The organism is Mesorhizobium sp. P160219, assembly GCF_057786095.1.
Genome location: NZ_JBYNWG010000001.1, coordinates 5,251,607 through 5,267,157, shown reverse-complemented (window position 1 = coordinate 5,267,157; position 15,551 = coordinate 5,251,607). Strand labels below are relative to the sequence as shown.

The window sequence follows — 15,551 nt, the reverse complement described above, 5'->3', positions numbered from 1 at the left end:
AACCCGCTTGATCCCCGCCGCATCCTTTTCGGGCAAACGCGTTTCGCTCTTCGGGCTCGGTGGCTCGGGGATCGCCACGGCGCGCGCGCTGATCGAGGGCGGCGCCGACGTGCTCGCCTGGGACGACAATCCCGATAGCGTCGCCAAGGCTGCTGACCAAGGCATTGCGACCGCCGATCTGCGCGGCGCCGACTGGTCGAAATTCTCGGCCTTCGTGCTCTCACCCGGCGTGCCGCTGACGCATCCCAAGCCGCACTGGACGGTGGAGTTGGCGCGTGGCTCCGGCGTCGAGGTGATCGGCGATATCGAATTGTTCTGCCGCGAGCGGATTGCGCGCGCGCCTGATGCGCCGTTCATCGCTATCACCGGCACCAACGGCAAGTCGACGACCACGGCGCTGACCGCGCATATCCTCAAATCGGCAGGGCGCGACACGCAGATGGGCGGCAATATCGGCCGGGCCATCATGACGCTCGATCCACCGCAGGCTGACCGGGACTATGTCGTCGAGTGTTCGTCCTACCAGATCGATCTCGCGCCCTCGATCAACCCGACGGCCGGCATCCTGCTCAACCTGACGCCCGACCATCTCGACCGCCACGGCACCATGCAGCATTACGCTTCGATCAAGGAGCGGCTGGTTGCCGGCAGCGAGACGGCGATCGTCGGCGTTGACGATTCCTGGTGCGCGCAGATCGCTGACCGGCTGGAGAGGGCGGGCCGGGAGGTGATCCGCATCTCCAAGCGGCTGCCGCTGACCGACGGCTATTTCGCCGACGGCTCTGATCTGATGGAAGCCGTGCATGGCCGCTACAGCCGCGTCGCCTTCCTCGAAGGCATCGGTTCGTTGCGCGGCCAGCACAATGCGCAGAACGCGCTTGCCGCTGTTGCCGCCTGCCTCAGGGTCGGCTTGAGCCTGGGCGAGATCCAGGCGGGACTGGAGAGCTTTCCAGGCCTCGCGCATCGCATGGAGCAGGTCGGACGCAAGGACCACGTGCTGTTTGTCAACGATTCCAAGGCGACCAATGCCGATGCGGCGGCACCCGCGCTGTCGAGTTTTTCGCGCATTTACTGGATCGCCGGCGGACTGCCCAAGGAAGGCGGCATCGAGCCGCTGCGCGGTTTTTTCCCACGCATCGCCAAGGCCTATCTGATCGGCGAGGCGGCGCCCGCGTTCTCGGCGACGCTCGGCGAAGCCGTGCCCTATGAAATCTCGGGCACCCTGGCCGCCGCGGTCGACCATGCCGCGAAAGACGCGGCCAAGGATGACAGCGGCGGGGCGGTGGTGCTGCTGTCGCCGGCCTGCGCCAGTTTCGACCAGTTCAAGAATTTCGAAGTTCGCGGCGAAGCCTTCAGGCAAGCTGCGAATGCTATCGAGGGTGTCAAACCCATCGGAGGGGCACGATAATGCAAAGCCGTCTCGACAAAAGCCCGGTTGCAACCTGGTGGTGGACGATCGATCGCTGGTTCCTGGCGGCGTTCCTGTCGCTGATGGGGCTTGGCATTGTCTTGTCCTTTGCGGCAAGCCCGGCGGTGGCCGAACGCATCGGCCTCGACAGTTTCCACTTTGCCACCAGGCAGATCATCTTCACCGTGCCGGCGCTCGGCGTAATGCTGGCGGTCTCCTTCCTGGAATCGCGGCAGATCCGGCGCATGGCGCTGATCATCCTGGGCATCATGCTGGTGCTGATGGTGGCCGTGCTCTATATCGGCGTCGAAGTGAAAGGCGCACGGCGCTGGGTGTCGTTTGTCGGCATGTCGATCCAGCCGTCGGAATTCCTGAAACCTGCTTTCGTCATCGTCTGCGCCTGGCTGTTCGCAGAACACAAGCGCCAGCCCGACATTCCGGGCAATTTGTTTGCCATGCTGCTGCTAATCCTGGTCATCTCGCTTCTGGTGGCGCAGCCCGATCTCGGCCAAACCATGCTGGTGACCGGCACCTGGGGCGTCATGTTCTTCATGGCCGGCCTGCCCTGGCTATGGATCATCGCGCTTGGCGCCACCGGCGCCGGCGGCCTGTTTGCCGCCTACACGGTGTTCCCGCACGTCGCCGCCCGCATCGACAAATTCCTGACCGGCGAAGGCGACACATTCCAGGTCGACATGGGCCGCGAGGCGCTGATCAACGGCCACTGGTTCGGCGTCGGCCCGGGCGAGGGCACGGTCAAGCGCGTCATCCCCGACGCGCATGCCGATTTCGTGTTTTCGGTCGCCGGCGAAGAGTTCGGGCTGATCATGTGCTTCTTCATCATGTCGATCTTCGCCTTCATCGTGCTGCGCGGCTTGAGCACGGCATTGAAGGAACATGATGATTTCACCCGCTACGCCGTTGGCGGTCTCGTCACCGTGTTCGGCCTGCAGTCGGTCATCAACATGTGCGTCAACCTGCAACTGATGCCGGCCAAGGGCATGACGCTGCCTTTCATCTCCTATGGCGGCTCCTCGCAGATCGCCATTGCCATCTCGATGGGCATGGTGCTGGCGCTGACGCGCAAGCGACCGGAAAAGCGCAAGCAGATGGGCTTTGCCCTGTCGCAGCGCGCCCTGCCGGCGGAGTGATATGGCGCGGGGTGTCATCCTTCTCGCGGCTGGCGGAACCGGCGGACATCTGTTTCCGGCCGAGGCGCTGGCGCATGAGCTGATCGAGCGCGGCTGGGGCGTGCATCTGGCGACGGACGACCGCGCCGAGCGCTTTGCCGGCCATTTCCCGGCCGCCGCCATCCATCCGATCCAGTCGGCGACGATGGGCTCGAAAAACCCCGCCGCTCTGCTCGGAGCGTTCTGGAAGATCTGGCGCGGCGTGCGCCAGGCTTCCGCCGTCATCGCCAGGATCAAGCCTGATGCGGTCGTCGGCTTTGGCGGTTATCCGACCTTGCCACCGCTCTATGCCGCGACGCGGCGCAAGCTGCCGACGCTGATCCATGAGCAGAACGCGGTCATGGGCCGCGCCAACCGGGCGCTGTCCGGGCGTGTCGATGCGATTGCCGGCGGCTTCCTGCCGCAAGATGAAAGTGCCACAGGCGCCAAGACTGTGACGACCGGCAATCCGGTCAGGCCGCCAATCCTGGAGGCGGCAAAGACGCCCTATAAGGCATCCCAAGGGGCGGATCCGTTCAGGCTCCTGGTGTTCGGCGGCAGCCAGGGCGCGCAGTTCTTTTCCGATGCCATGCCGGCGGCGATCGCACTTCTGCCGGAGGCGCAGCGCAAGCGGCTGGTGATCACCCAGCAGGCCCGCGCCGACGACGTGGCGCGGGTGAAGGCTGGCTATGCGGCACTCGGCGTCCATGTCGAGGTCTCGCCCTTCTTCACCGACATGGCACAGCGCATGGGCGCGGCGCATCTGGTGATCTCGCGCTCCGGCGCCTCGACGGTTTCGGAGATCGCCGTCATCGGCCGGCCGGCGCTGCTGGTGCCTTATCCCTATGCGCTGGATCACGATCAGGCGGCGAACGCAGCCGCCCTTGCCGCGGCGGGCGGCGGCGAGGTGCATCCGCAATCGTCACTGTCGCCGGAGCGCATCGCGGCTCTCATTGGCGGGCTGATGGACGATCCCGAGCGGCTGACGGCCATGGCTGCCGGAGCGAAGTCGGCTGGCCGGCCGAACGCGGCACGGTTGCTCGCTGATCTCACAGAGGCTATTGCGTCCAGAAAAACCGTTTCGGATTTCAGGAAAGGGACGCATTGATGAAGATGCCGCAGACCATCGGCCTTGTGCATTTCATCGGCATTGGCGGCATCGGCATGAGCGGCATCGCCGAGGTTCTGCACAATCTCGGCTACAAGGTGCAGGGTTCGGACCAGGCCGACAGCGCCAATGTCCAGCGGCTGCGCGACAAGGGCATCGAATGCTTTGTCGGCCACAAGGCCGAGAATATCGGCGCGGCCGAAGTGGTGGTCGTCTCCACCGCGATCAAGAAATCCAATTCCGAGCTGAAGGCCGCGCGCGAAAAACTGCTGCCGATCGTGCGCCGGGCCGAGATGCTGGCCGAACTGATGCGCTTCCGCCAGGCGGTCGCGATCGGTGGCACGCATGGCAAGACCACAACCACGTCGATGGTGGCGACGCTGCTCGATGCCGGCGGGCTCGACCCGACGGTGATCAATGGCGGCATCATCAATGCCTATGGCACCAATGCCCGTATGGGCGATGGCGAGTGGATGGTGGTCGAAGCCGACGAAAGCGACGGCACCTTCCTCAAGCTGCCGGCCGAGATCGCCGTCGTCACAAACATCGATCCCGAGCATCTGGACCATTATGGCAGTTTCGACAAGGTGCGCGAGGCGTTCCGGCAATTCGTCGAGAACGTGCCGTTCTACGGTTTTGGCGTGATGTGCACCGACCATCCGGAAGTACAGGCGCTGGTCAGCCGCATCGAGGACCGCCGCGTCATCACCTATGGCGAGAACGCGCAGGCCGATGTGCGTTTCACCAACCACCGGATGGCCGGTGCCGTCTCGGCATTCGACGTGGTGATCCGCGACCGCAAGACCGGCGGCCAGACGACGATATCGGATCTGCGGCTGCCGATGCCCGGCCGCCACAACGTCTCCAACGCCACCGCCGCAATTGCGGTCGCGCATGAACTCGGCCTATCGGCCGAAGCGATCAAGAAAGGGCTGTCGTCCTTTGCCGGCGTCAAGCGGCGCTTCACCCACACCGGCTCGTGGAACGGCGTCGACATCTTCGACGATTACGGCCACCACCCGGTCGAGATCACGGCGGTGTTGAAAGCGGCGCGCAGCGCCACCAAGGGCCGCGTCATCGCCATTGCGCAGCCGCACCGCTTCACCCGGCTGCACGATCTGTTCGACGAGTTTTCGGTCTGTTTCAACGATGCCGACACGGTGATGGTGGCGCCGGTCTATGCGGCGGGCGAGGAGCCGATCGACGGCGTGACCTCGGAGGCGCTGGTGTCGCGCATCCGCTCCGGGGGCCATCGCGATGCGCGCTACGTCGAAACCCCTGCCGCGATTTCGCCCGTCATCCGCGCGTTGGCGAAACCGGGCGACTTCGTCATCTTCCTGGGCGCCGGCAACATCACCCAATGGGCCTATGCGCTGCCTGGGGAACTCGGCGGTACCGTCTCATGATGCGCGGCCAGGACCTGCTCGACAAACTTGGCGACCGGCTTGCCGGCCTGCGCGGCCGCATCACGCCCAATGCCGAGATGGACAAGATCACCTGGTTCCGCGCCGGCGGTCTGGCGGACGCCCTGTTCCAGCCGGCCGACGAGGAGGATCTGGCTGCCTTCCTGCGCGCCGTGCCGGAGGACATCCCGCTCACCATCGTCGGTGTCGGCTCCAACCTCCTGGTGCGCGACGGCGGCATTCCGGGTTTCGTCATCCGGCTTTCGGCCAAGGGCTTTGGCGAAGCCGAGGTGGTTTCGCCGACCGTCATCAAGGCCGGTGCTGCGACGCCCGACAAGCGCGTCGCGGCCGTCGCTTATGAGGCCGGTATTGGCGGCTTTCATTTCTATCACGGCATTCCCGGCGCCATCGGCGGGGCGCTGAGGATGAATGCCGGCGCCAATGGCGTCGAGACGCGGGAACGTGTCGTCGAGGTTCGGGCGCTCGACCGCAAGGGCAATCTCCACACCCTCAGCAATGAAGACATGGGCTATGCCTATCGTCACTCGGCCGCACCTGCCGGGCTGATCTTCACCTCCGCCGTTTTCGAAGGTGTTCTGGAAGACCAGGAGGCGATCAAGGCGGCCATGGACGCCGTCCAGACGCATCGCGAGACGGTGCAGCCGATCCGCGAGAAGACCGGCGGCTCGACCTTCAAGAATCCGGAAGGCACCTCGGCCTGGAAGGAAATCGACAAGGCCGGCTGCCGCGGGCTGATGATCGGCGGCGCGCAGATGTCGCCGATGCACTGCAACTTCATGATCAACACCGGAACAGCGACCGGATACGACCTCGAATATCTCGGCGAGACGGTGCGCGCCCGCGTGCTTGAAAATTCAGGCATCCGCCTGCAGTGGGAAATCAAGCGGCTCGGCAATTTCCGCCCCGGCCATGCCGTGCAGGAATTCCTCGGACAGCTTCTTTAGCGCAAGCTGAAGTTCATGTGATGCTTGAACTTCAAACGGTCTGAAACAACAGCGCCACCGTTGCTCCAAAAACTCACAACACGCTTTTTCCGGCCGTTTTCGCGGAAAGTGAATCTGTCGGAATCATAAGCACTTGCCAGCGAATCAACTCTCTGATTCTCTGCCTTAAAGCGTTTCCTGATTTGAGTCGTTCGACGCGTCGACCGCGTTTTCCGTCTGGGGGGCAACCTGCCGGGAGACTCGGACTCAATCTGGTCGCTGAATGCGTGGTTGCGGGCCCGCCGTGAGAGGGATGACGGGATATGAAGAACAAGCATGTGGCTGTCCTCCTGGGCGGATTCTCGTCCGAGCGGCCCGTGTCTCTGTCTTCGGGAAAGGCGTGTGCGGATGCGCTTGAGAATGAAGGCTACCAGGTTACCCGCGTCGATGTTGCGCGCGATGTCGGCGCCGTGCTCACCGAACTCAAGCCCGATGTCGTCTTCAACGCACTGCACGGCCCGTTCGGTGAAGACGGCACCATCCAGGGCATCCTCGAATATCTGGCCATTCCCTACACCCATTCGGGCGTGCTCGCCTCGGCGCTCGCCATGAACAAGGAGCAAGCCAAGAAGGTCGCCAAGGCTGCCGGCATCGCGGTGGCGGAATCGAAGGTTGCCAGCCGCTTTGCCATCCAGAACAAGCATCCGATGAAGCCGCCCTACGTGGTCAAGCCGGTCAATGAAGGCTCAAGCTTCGGCGTCGTCATCGTGCATGAAGGGCAGTCGCATCCGCCGCAGGTCATCGGCTCGTCCGAATGGAAATATGGCGAGACCGTCATGGTCGAGCGCTACATCCATGGGCGCGAGCTGACCTGCGCCGTCATGGGCGACGTGGCGCTCGGCGTCTGCGAGATCATTCCGACCGGCCATTCCTTCTACGACTATGATTCAAAATACGTCGCCGGCGGATCAAAACACGAAATCCCTGCTAAAATTTCATCAAATATTTACCAAAAAATACAGACACTGGCGCTCAAGGCACATCTGGCTATCGGCTGCCGGGGCGTTTCCCGATCGGACTTCCGCTATGACGACCGTCACTCCGAAAACGGCGAGATTGTCTGGCTCGAGATCAACACTCAGCCGGGCATGACGCCGACGTCTTTGGTGCCTGAAATCGCCGCCCAGGCCGGGCACTCGTTTGGCAAATTGTTGAGTTGGATGGTGGAGGACGCTTCGTGTCTGCGTTGAAATGGGGACAGGACAAGGGCAGGGGCGGCGCCGGGCCGGCGCTGTTCGGCATGCCGTTGTCGTTCGACCATTTCGTGCTGCCGCGCGTGCTGCGCCGGCCGGTGCGCGTGCTGGCGCGCCTGGGCGGCGGCGACTTCGTCGCGCCGCGCTTTTCCGCGGCCATCCTGTCGGCTTCGCTCATTGCATCAAGCAGCCTCTATGGCGCCATTCTCGGCGGTCATGCCGACGACATCGTCCAGAGCATCACCGCCCGGACCGGCTTTGCCGTCGACCAGATCAAGGTGGTCGGCAACCGCCAGACTTCGGAGATCGACATATTGGACCGGCTCGAGCTCGACGGCTGGACGTCACTGATCGGCTTCGATGCCGAGGCCGCGCGTGAACGTATTGATACCTTGCCCTGGGTCGAAGTGGCGGCGGTGCGCAAGGTCTATCCACATACGCTGGAAGTGCGTGTCGAGGAGCGCGAGCCCTTCGCGCTCTGGCAGCAGGGCGCGGAGCTTTCGGTCATCGAACGCTCCGGCGCGGTGATCGCGCCGTTCTCCGGCGGCAAGCAGGCGCTGCTGCCGCTGATCATCGGCACCGGCGCGCCGGCCAAGGCCCCCGACTTCGTGGCCAAGATCAACAAATTTCCCGAGCTCGCGGCTCGGGTCAAAGGCTATATCCGCATCGGCGAACGGCGCTGGGACCTTAAGCTGGAAAACGGCATCACGATCAAGCTGCCCGAGGATGGCGAGGATCAGGCGATCGCCGATCTGGTTCGGATGGACCACGACAACGGGCTTCTGACGCGGGACATCGCCGCCGTCGACATGCGCATCTCCGATCGCCTGGTGGTGCAGCTGACGCCGGAAGCGGCGACGCAGCGCCAGGCCGCGCTCAATGAAAAGCCGCAAAATCTGAAGCGCAAGTCGGGGACGAAGATATGAGCTGGCTTGGCGGCAACAGCGATGCCTCTTCGCGGCGTTCCGGCACGCTCACCGTGCTGGATGTCGGCTCGAGCAAGGTTTGCTGCGTGGTGGCGAAACTGAAGCCGCGCGAGGACGGCAAGCTGTTGCGCGGCCGCTCGCACCGCATCCAGGTGATCGGCATCGGCCACCAGAAATCGCAAGGCGTGAAGTCGGGCGTGGTCGTCGATCTCGACCGCGCGGAGCACGCCATTCGCCTGTCCGTCGACGCAGCCGAACGCATGGCGGGACTGACCGTGGATTCGCTGATCGTCAACATGACGGCGGGCCGGCTGAAGAGCGAAACCTATTCGGCCACCATCAATCTTGGTGGCCATCAGGCCGACGAAGCCGACATCAAGCGCGTGCTTGCCGCCGGCGCCAAGCAGGCGCTCAAGGCCGAACGCGACGTGATCCATTCGCTGCCCGTCGGCTTTTCGCTGGACGCCGAGCGCGGCGTGCGCGATCCGCGCGGCATGGTCGGCGACCAGCTCGGCGTCGATATGCATGTGCTGACGGGCGATGCCGCGCCGCTGCGCAATCTGGAGCTCTGCATCAACCGCTCGCATCTTTCGGTCGAGCGCATGGTGGCGACGCCCTATGCCAGCGGGCTTGCGGCCCTGGTCGACGACGAACTGGAAATGGGTGCGGCCTGCATCGACATGGGCGGCGGCACGACGACCATCTCGGTGTTTTCGGAAGGCAAATTCGTCCACGCCGATGCCATTGCCATCGGCGGCAATCATGTGACGCTCGATATGGCCAAGGGCCTGTCGACCTCGCTCGACGCCGCGGAGCGGCTGAAGGTGATGCATGGTTCGGCGCTGCCTGGCAGTGCCGACGATCGCGACCTGGTCTCGATCCAGCCGATCGGCGAAGACGGCGAGATGCCGCTGCAGATCCCGCGCTCGGTGATGACGCGCGTCATCCGCGCCCGCATCGACGAGACGCTGGAACTGTTGCGCGACCGGCTGAACAAGTCGGGCTACGGCAATGCCGTGGGAAAACGCGTCGTGCTGACCGGCGGCGCCAGCCAGCTTGCGGGTCTCCCCGAGGCGGCGCGCCGCATTCTGGGACGCAATGTGCGCATCGGACGCCCGCTCGGCGTGGCGGGCCTGCCGGAAGCTGCCAAGGGGCCGGCTTTCTCGACGGCGGTCGGGCTGCTGATCTATCCGCAGATGGCGAGCTTCGAGAGCCATCCGGCGAAAGGAATTTCCGGTCTCAGGATGACCGGGACGGGCGGAAAACTGCATCGCATGAGTCAGTGGTTGAGAGACAGTTTCTAATTGACGGGGACAGCCCCATAGGCGGCCGCGGCGGCGAAGCGGCGGGAAAGGCAAAGGACGGAGACAATGACGATCAATCTGCAAAAGCCGGACATCACCGAGCTCAAGCCGCGGATCACCGTATTCGGTGTCGGCGGCGGCGGCGGCAATGCCGTCAACAACATGATCACCGCGGGCTTGCGCGGTGTCGAGTTCGTCGTGGCCAACACCGATGCACAGGCGCTGACCATGTCGAAGGCCGAGCGGCTGATCCAGCTCGGCGCGCATGTCACCGAGGGGCTCGGCGCCGGCTCGCAGCCTGAAGTGGGCCGTGCGGCGGCGGAAGAGTGCATCGATGAGATCATCGATCATCTCTCCAACACCCATATGTGCTTCGTCACCGCCGGTATGGGTGGCGGCACCGGAACCGGTGCGGCTCCCGTGGTTGCCCGCGCGGCGCGCGAACGGGGTATCCTCACCGTCGGCGTCGTCACCAAGCCGTTCCATTTCGAAGGCCAGCGCCGCATGAAGACGGCGGATCTCGGCATCGAGGAGCTGCAGAAATGTGTCGATACCCTGATCGTCATCCCCAACCAGAACCTGTTCCGGCTGGCCAATGACAAGACCACCTTTGCCGACGCCTTCGCCATGGCCGACCAGGTGCTCTACTCCGGTGTTGCCTGCATCACCGACCTGATGGTCAAGGAAGGTCTGATCAATCTCGACTTCGCCGACGTGCGTTCGGTGATGCGCGAAATGGGCAAGGCGATGATGGGCACCGGCGAAGCTTCGGGCGAGGGCCGCGCGATGGCCGCCGCCGAGGCGGCGATCGCCAATCCGTTGCTCGACGAGACCTCGATGAGGGGCGCCAAGGGCCTGCTGATCTCGATCACCGGCGGCCGCGACCTGACCCTGTTCGAAGTCGACGAGGCCGCGACCCGCATCCGCGAGGAAGTCGATCAGGACGCCAACATCATCCTCGGCGCCACCTTCGACGAGGAACTCGAAGGCGTCATCCGCGTCTCGGTGGTCGCCACCGGCATCGACAAATCGGCAGCTGAAATTGCCGCGGCGCCGATCTCGATCCGGGCCGTGCCGCCGCAGCAGAAGCCGGTCAGCCGCCCAGCGGCTCCGGGGGCGGAAGGCCGTCCGGCACCGGTCCAGCAGCAGACCTATGAGCAGCGCGCGGCCGATCCGGTGGCCGAGGCGATCCAGCTTGCCGAGGCCAATGCGGCGGCAATGGCTCGTCCGGCGCCGATGGCCCAGGCGGAAGATTTCCGCCCGCAGAGCAAGATCTTCCAGGCCCCGCCTGCCCAGCCGCAGCCTGTCGTGCAGCAGGTGATGCAACCGGCGCCGATGCGGGAAATGCCGCAGCCGGTGGCTGCCGCACCGCAGCGCATGCCGCGGGTGGAGGATTTTCCGCCTGTGGTGCGGGCCGAGGTGGAAGCCAAGGGCCGTCCGGCCGACCATGAAAACAGCGGGCCGATGGGGCTGCTCAAGCGGCTGACCAACGGGCTGACGCGCCGCGAAGAAGAGCCGGCCCGGTTGCAGCCGGCACAGCCGCGCGAACCGAAACTGCGCCAGGCGGCGCCGGAAATGCGCCGCCTTGCCAGCCAGGATCCGCAGCTTTACGCGCCGCGCCGCGGCCAGCTCGACGATCAGGGCCGGTTGACGCCGCAGACCAGGTCGACCCAGGAAGACGACCAGCTGGAGATACCGGCTTTCCTGCGCCGCCAGGCCAACTGAGCCGTTAACGGTATGTAACACTTGTTAACAGGCAGACGAGAGATTGTCTGCCTGTTAACGTTTAAAGTGGTTTAATAACAAGGCGTTACGATGTGACGCTCAAGGTCTGTCGCGGTTACACAGAGTAAGAAACCGTGATTTGGAGTCTCCCTGACAGACCATTATCTTTGCCGCAGCACTTTCGGTGTGCTGGGATTCGGGGAAGTGGCCCTGCCTGCCGATAAAAAAGAGCCGCGCCTTTTGGGTTAAAGCGGACTTAGGCGTTTGGGCTATGGGGTTTGTCTTGCAAGACTATCAGACGACACTGAAATCGCGTGCAACGCTGACCGGTACCGGCGTTCACAGCGGCAAACCGGTCACCGTCAATTTCCTCCCTGCGGACGCCGACACCGGCGTGCTCTTCCACCTTTCGAACGGAAGCGAGAGCCGCGAGTTCCGCGCGCTGGTTGCTGAAGTCGGCGCGACCGATCTCTGCACCATGCTCGGCGATCCGGCAGGCGAGCATATCGCCACCGTCGAACATCTGATGGCGACGCTTTTCGGGCTCGGCATCGACAACATCGTCATCGAGATCGACGGTCATGAGGTTCCGATCCTCGATGGCAGTGCGGTGGCGTTCGTGGAAGCCATCGACCAAGCCGGCATCGAGACGCTGGCGGTCAAGCGCCGCTACATCAGGGTGGTCAAGCCCGTCCGCATCGAGAATGGCGCGTCCTGGGCCGAGTTCAGGCCCTATAGCGGCACGCGCTTCGAGGTCGAGATCGATTTCGAAAGCCCGGCGATCGGCCGCCAGCTATTCGCCTCCGACATCAACCCCGACATCTTTCGCCAGGATATCGCGCGCGCCCGCACCTTCGGCTTCATGAAGGATGTCGAGCGGCTGTGGGCGGCCGGCTATGCGCTGGGCTCCTCGCTGGAGAACTCGCTGGTGATCGGCGACGACAACCGGGTGATCAACATGGGCGGCCTGCGCTACCCCAATGAGTTCGCTCGCCACAAGACGATGGACGCGATGGGCGATCTGGCGCTGGCCGGCGCCCGTTTCATCGGTTGCTTCCGCTCCTATCGCGGCGGTCACCGGATGAATGCGGCTGCTTTGCGGCGGCTTCTGTCCGACCGTTCGGCCTTCGAGGTCGTCGAGACCACGCGCCGCGAGCGCGGCCGCACCGCCGAGATGAGCGCCGTCACCGGCCCTGTCTTTGCGCCCTGGGTGATCTGATTCTTAACGATTTTCTGGCTTTCTGAACGCTGGCCGGTGTTGCACGAAAGCATCACCGGCCAGTGAAAGTGCGTAGCATTCGGGGCAACACCAAGCCGCCACAAAAATGTGCGATTGGCTAGACATAGCGTTGCTGGGCAAGGCAGTTATGGTTTATGGCTGCTGCCGTCTGTTAGGCGCATGTCGCTCAAAAGTGGGGATCAGTTTTGAGGGAACGCCATGCGAAAGGCATTGAACTAACGCCGAAAGGGCGCAATCCGATCATGTTCTTCAAGCGAGTTGGTCAATCGAAAGCGCCGTATCGGGCTGTTTTCCTGGCGCTTTCGGTGGTTGTGCCATCGCTGTTCCTCTCAGCCTGCATGTCGTCCGAGAAAGACGTCGACCTGTCGACCTATGTCGACCAGACCGAACCGGCCGACGTCCTTTACAATCAAGGCCTTGCCAATCTCAATGCCGGCCGCCTGGATGAGGCGAGCAAGAAGTTCGACGCCGTCGACCGCCAGCACCCGTATTCGGAATTCGCCCGCAAGTCGATGGTGATGGGCGCCTTCGCCGACTATCGCGCCGGCCGTTATGACGAAGCAATCGGCTCGGCCAAGCGCTATCTGACGCTTTATCCGTCGACCGACGACGCGGCTTACGCCCAGTATATTATCGGGCTGAGCTACTACAAGCAGATCAAGGACGTCACCCAGGATCAGAAGGAAGCACGCCAGACCGTGCAGACGATGCAGGATTTGGTGACGCGCTGGCCGACGTCGGAATATGTCGACGACGCCAAGGAAAAGATCCGTTTCGCCAACGACCAGCTGGCCGGCAAAGAGATGCAGATCGGCCGCTATTATCTCGAGCGGCGCGAATACATTGCTGCCGTCAAGCGCTTCCGCAACGTGGTCGAGAACTATTCCAACACCCGCCATGTCGAAGAGGCGCTGGCGCGTCTGGCCGAAAGCTACTACGCGATGGGCTTGACCTCGGAAGCGCAAACCGCCGCTGCGGTGCTCGGCACCAATTATCCCGACAGCCAATGGTACAAGGATACCTACAAGCTGTTGCAGAGCAACGGGCTTGAGCCGCGCGAGAATGCCGGATCGTGGATATCCAAGGCCGGCAAGCTGATCACCGGCGCCTGACGCCCGAGCATCGACTGAGGCGGAACGCGCTTTTCGGATTGATCCGACGCTCAAACAAAAAGATAGTGCGGCGCTGCGACTCCATCGGTCGCATGCCGCTTCACAGCGGTTCAGTGGTTTGATTGAGGCGCTGAACCGTCCTAACTTTTTGTTCTACGCAATTCCGGACGGAAAACCGCTACGCACTTTTCCTGGAATTGCTTGAGGTCCGGGTTCTGATGCTTTCCAGACTGTCGATCCGCGATATCGTCCTGATCGAGAAGCTGGATATCGACTTCCAGCCCGGCCTTTCCGTGCTGACCGGTGAAACCGGCGCCGGCAAATCCATCCTTCTCGACGCGCTGTCGCTGGCGCTTGGCGCGCGCGGCGACGCCTCGCTGGTGCGGCACGGTGCTGCCCAGGGCCAGGTCATTGCCGTCTTCGATGTGCCGCGCAACCACCCGGTGCGCGCGCTGCTGGCCGAAAACGCCATCGAGGATGACGGCGACATCATCCTGCGCCGGCTGCAGACCGCGGATGGCCGTACCCGTGTCTTCGTCAACGACCAGCCGTCCAGCGTCACGCTGATGCGCGACATAGGCCACGCGCTGGTCGAGATCCACGGCCAGCATGACGAGCGCGCCCTGGTCGATCCAGGCGCGCATCGCGAATTGCTGGACAGTTTTGGCGGCCATCTCGGCGCCGCCCGCGCGACCGGCGAGGCGTGGCGCTACTGGCGCGGCGCCGAGCAGGAGTTTGCCAGGCACCGCGCCAAGGTCGAGGCAGCGGCGCGCGAGGCCGATTATCTCAGGGCCTCGGTGGCGGAACTGGCAAAGCTCGATCCGCAGCCCGGCGAAGAGACACAGCTGGCGGAATTGCGTGCAACGATGATGCGGGCCGAAAAGATCGCCTCGGAAATACACGATGCGCAGGATGTGCTGTCAGGCCCGTCCTCGCCACTGCCGCAACTGGCCAGTTTGCTCCGGCGCCTGCAGCGCAAGGCCAGCGAAGCGCCGGGCCTGCTCGAGGATGTGGTGAAGTCGCTGGATGAGGCGATGCTGTCGCTGGATGCAGCGCAATCGGGCGTCGAGGCGGCACTGCGCGCTACCGAATACGACCCGCAGCGGCTGGAGAAGGCGGAGGAGCGGCTGTTTTCGCTGCGTGCGGCCTCACGTAAGCACAGTGTGGCCGTCGACGATCTGGCGCAACTGCGCGACACCATGTCCGCCGATCTCGCCGATCTTGATGCCGGCGAGGGGCGCCTGCATCTCTTGGAAAAGCAGGCCTCAGCGGCGCGCGAAGCCTACGATATTTCCGCAGCCCAGCTGTCCTCGCTTCGCCATGCGGCCGCGGTCGGCCTGACCAAGGCTGTGATGGCCGAATTGCCGGCGCTGAAACTGGAACGGGCTGAGTTCATCGTCGAACTGGCCAGCGATGGCGAGAACCGCATGGAAGAAGGCATCGACCAGGTCGAGTTCTGGGTGCGCACCAATCCCGGCACCAGGCCTGGGCCGATGATGAAGGTCGCTTCCGGCGGCGAGCTGTCGCGCTTCCTGCTGGCGCTCAAGGTGGCGCTGGCCGACCGTGGCTCGGCGCCGACATTGGTCTTCGACGAGATCGACACCGGCGTCGGCGGCGCCGTGGCCGATGCGATCGGCCAAAGGCTGGCCAGGCTGTCGAAGCGCGTGCAGGTGCTGTCGGTCACGCATGCTCCGCAAGTGGCGGCACGCGCGGCAACGCATTTCCTGATCTCCAAATCCGGCGGCTCGGACAAGGTCGCCACCGGCATTGCCGAGATGGACCGGGCGGCGCGCCAGGAAGAGATCGCGCGCATGCTGGCCGGCGCCACCATCACCGAAGAGGCGCGCGCAGCCGCCGAACGGCTGCTACGCGAGAATATTGCTGCAGCGTAGTCGTCGCAAGGCTTTCGGACTGAGTCAGGATATGGCTCCATCCCGCTGTTCAGGAATGCTTTTTCCG

At 63.9% G+C, this 15,551-nt stretch carries 12 protein-coding genes; all 12 read left to right on the top strand.

Annotated features, from left to right (window positions below):
• Positions 1-7 precede the first annotated feature (7 nt).
• The gene (gene murD, locus AC3EMP_RS25590; protein ID WP_352712345.1) at positions 8-1,408 is read left to right on the top strand and encodes a UDP-N-acetylmuramoyl-L-alanine--D-glutamate ligase; all 1,401 of its coding nucleotides are present in this window, start codon (positions 8-10) and stop codon (positions 1,406-1,408) included.
• A complete protein-coding gene (gene ftsW, locus AC3EMP_RS25585; RefSeq protein ID WP_023668275.1) occupies positions 1,408-2,559 on the top strand; it encodes a putative lipid II flippase FtsW in 1,152 nt (383 codons plus the stop codon). The genes murD and ftsW overlap by 1 nt, the downstream gene beginning before the upstream one ends.
• A 1-nt stretch (position 2,560) precedes the next feature.
• Positions 2,561-3,685: an undecaprenyldiphospho-muramoylpentapeptide beta-N-acetylglucosaminyltransferase gene (murG, locus tag AC3EMP_RS25580; protein ID WP_352712344.1), complete on the top strand. Its 1,125-nt coding sequence runs from the start codon at positions 2,561-2,563 to the stop codon at positions 3,683-3,685.
• A complete protein-coding gene (gene murC / locus AC3EMP_RS25575; RefSeq protein ID WP_352712343.1) occupies positions 3,685-5,091 on the top strand; it encodes a UDP-N-acetylmuramate--L-alanine ligase in 1,407 nt (468 codons plus the stop codon). Before murG ends, murC begins: the two co-directional genes overlap by 1 nt.
• Entirely contained in the window at positions 5,088-6,053 is a 966-nt protein-coding gene (gene murB, locus AC3EMP_RS25570; protein WP_027050618.1) for a UDP-N-acetylmuramate dehydrogenase, read from the top strand. Before murC ends, murB begins: the two co-directional genes overlap by 4 nt.
• Before the next feature lie 302 nt (positions 6,054-6,355).
• A complete protein-coding gene (locus tag AC3EMP_RS25565; protein WP_023744604.1) occupies positions 6,356-7,282 on the top strand; it encodes a D-alanine--D-alanine ligase in 927 nt (308 codons plus the stop codon).
• Entirely contained in the window at positions 7,270-8,211 is a 942-nt protein-coding gene (locus AC3EMP_RS25560) for a cell division protein FtsQ/DivIB (RefSeq protein WP_023688033.1), read from the top strand. Before AC3EMP_RS25565 ends, AC3EMP_RS25560 begins: the two co-directional genes overlap by 13 nt.
• On the top strand, positions 8,208-9,515 hold the full coding sequence (gene ftsA / locus AC3EMP_RS25555; RefSeq protein WP_023688034.1) for a cell division protein FtsA: 1,308 nt from the start codon (positions 8,208-8,210) through the stop codon (positions 9,513-9,515). The genes AC3EMP_RS25560 and ftsA overlap by 4 nt, the downstream gene beginning before the upstream one ends.
• Positions 9,516-9,581: 66 nt before the next feature.
• The gene (ftsZ, locus tag AC3EMP_RS25550) at positions 9,582-11,240 is read left to right on the top strand and encodes a cell division protein FtsZ (RefSeq protein ID WP_023705548.1); all 1,659 of its coding nucleotides are present in this window, start codon (positions 9,582-9,584) and stop codon (positions 11,238-11,240) included.
• A gap of 271 nt (positions 11,241-11,511) precedes the next feature.
• The gene (lpxC, locus tag AC3EMP_RS25545) at positions 11,512-12,459 is read left to right on the top strand and encodes a UDP-3-O-acyl-N-acetylglucosamine deacetylase (RefSeq protein ID WP_023668283.1); all 948 of its coding nucleotides are present in this window, start codon (positions 11,512-11,514) and stop codon (positions 12,457-12,459) included.
• A 263-nt stretch (positions 12,460-12,722) separates the two neighbouring features.
• Positions 12,723-13,592: an outer membrane protein assembly factor BamD gene (locus AC3EMP_RS25540; RefSeq protein ID WP_023668284.1), complete on the top strand. Its 870-nt coding sequence runs from the start codon at positions 12,723-12,725 to the stop codon at positions 13,590-13,592.
• Positions 13,593-13,810: 218 nt separating this feature from the next.
• Complete coding sequence (gene recN, locus AC3EMP_RS25535) at positions 13,811-15,484, top strand: DNA repair protein RecN (RefSeq protein ID WP_023753053.1); 1,674 nt, start codon at positions 13,811-13,813, stop codon at positions 15,482-15,484.
• Positions 15,485-15,551 lie beyond the last annotated feature (67 nt).

Bases quoted from the DNA above. Each gene is read 5' to 3' on its own strand.
- ftsW (WP_023668275.1), top strand. From the start codon at position 1,408: ATGCAAAGCCGTCTCGACAAAAGCCCGGTTGCAACCTGGTGGTGGACG.
- murG (WP_352712344.1), top strand. From the start codon at position 2,561: ATGGCGCGGGGTGTCATCCTTCTCGCGGCTGGCGGAACCGGCGGACAT.
- murC (WP_352712343.1), top strand. From the start codon at position 3,685: ATGAAGATGCCGCAGACCATCGGCCTTGTGCATTTCATCGGCATTGGC.
- murB (WP_027050618.1), top strand. From the start codon at position 5,088: ATGATGCGCGGCCAGGACCTGCTCGACAAACTTGGCGACCGGCTTGCC.
- AC3EMP_RS25565 (WP_023744604.1), top strand. From the start codon at position 6,356: ATGAAGAACAAGCATGTGGCTGTCCTCCTGGGCGGATTCTCGTCCGAG.
- ftsA (WP_023688034.1), top strand. From the start codon at position 8,208: ATGAGCTGGCTTGGCGGCAACAGCGATGCCTCTTCGCGGCGTTCCGGC.
- ftsZ (WP_023705548.1), top strand. From the start codon at position 9,582: ATGACGATCAATCTGCAAAAGCCGGACATCACCGAGCTCAAGCCGCGG.
- lpxC (WP_023668283.1), top strand. From the start codon at position 11,512: ATGGGGTTTGTCTTGCAAGACTATCAGACGACACTGAAATCGCGTGCA.
- AC3EMP_RS25540 (WP_023668284.1), top strand. From the start codon at position 12,723: ATGTTCTTCAAGCGAGTTGGTCAATCGAAAGCGCCGTATCGGGCTGTT.
- recN (WP_023753053.1), top strand. From the start codon at position 13,811: ATGCTTTCCAGACTGTCGATCCGCGATATCGTCCTGATCGAGAAGCTG.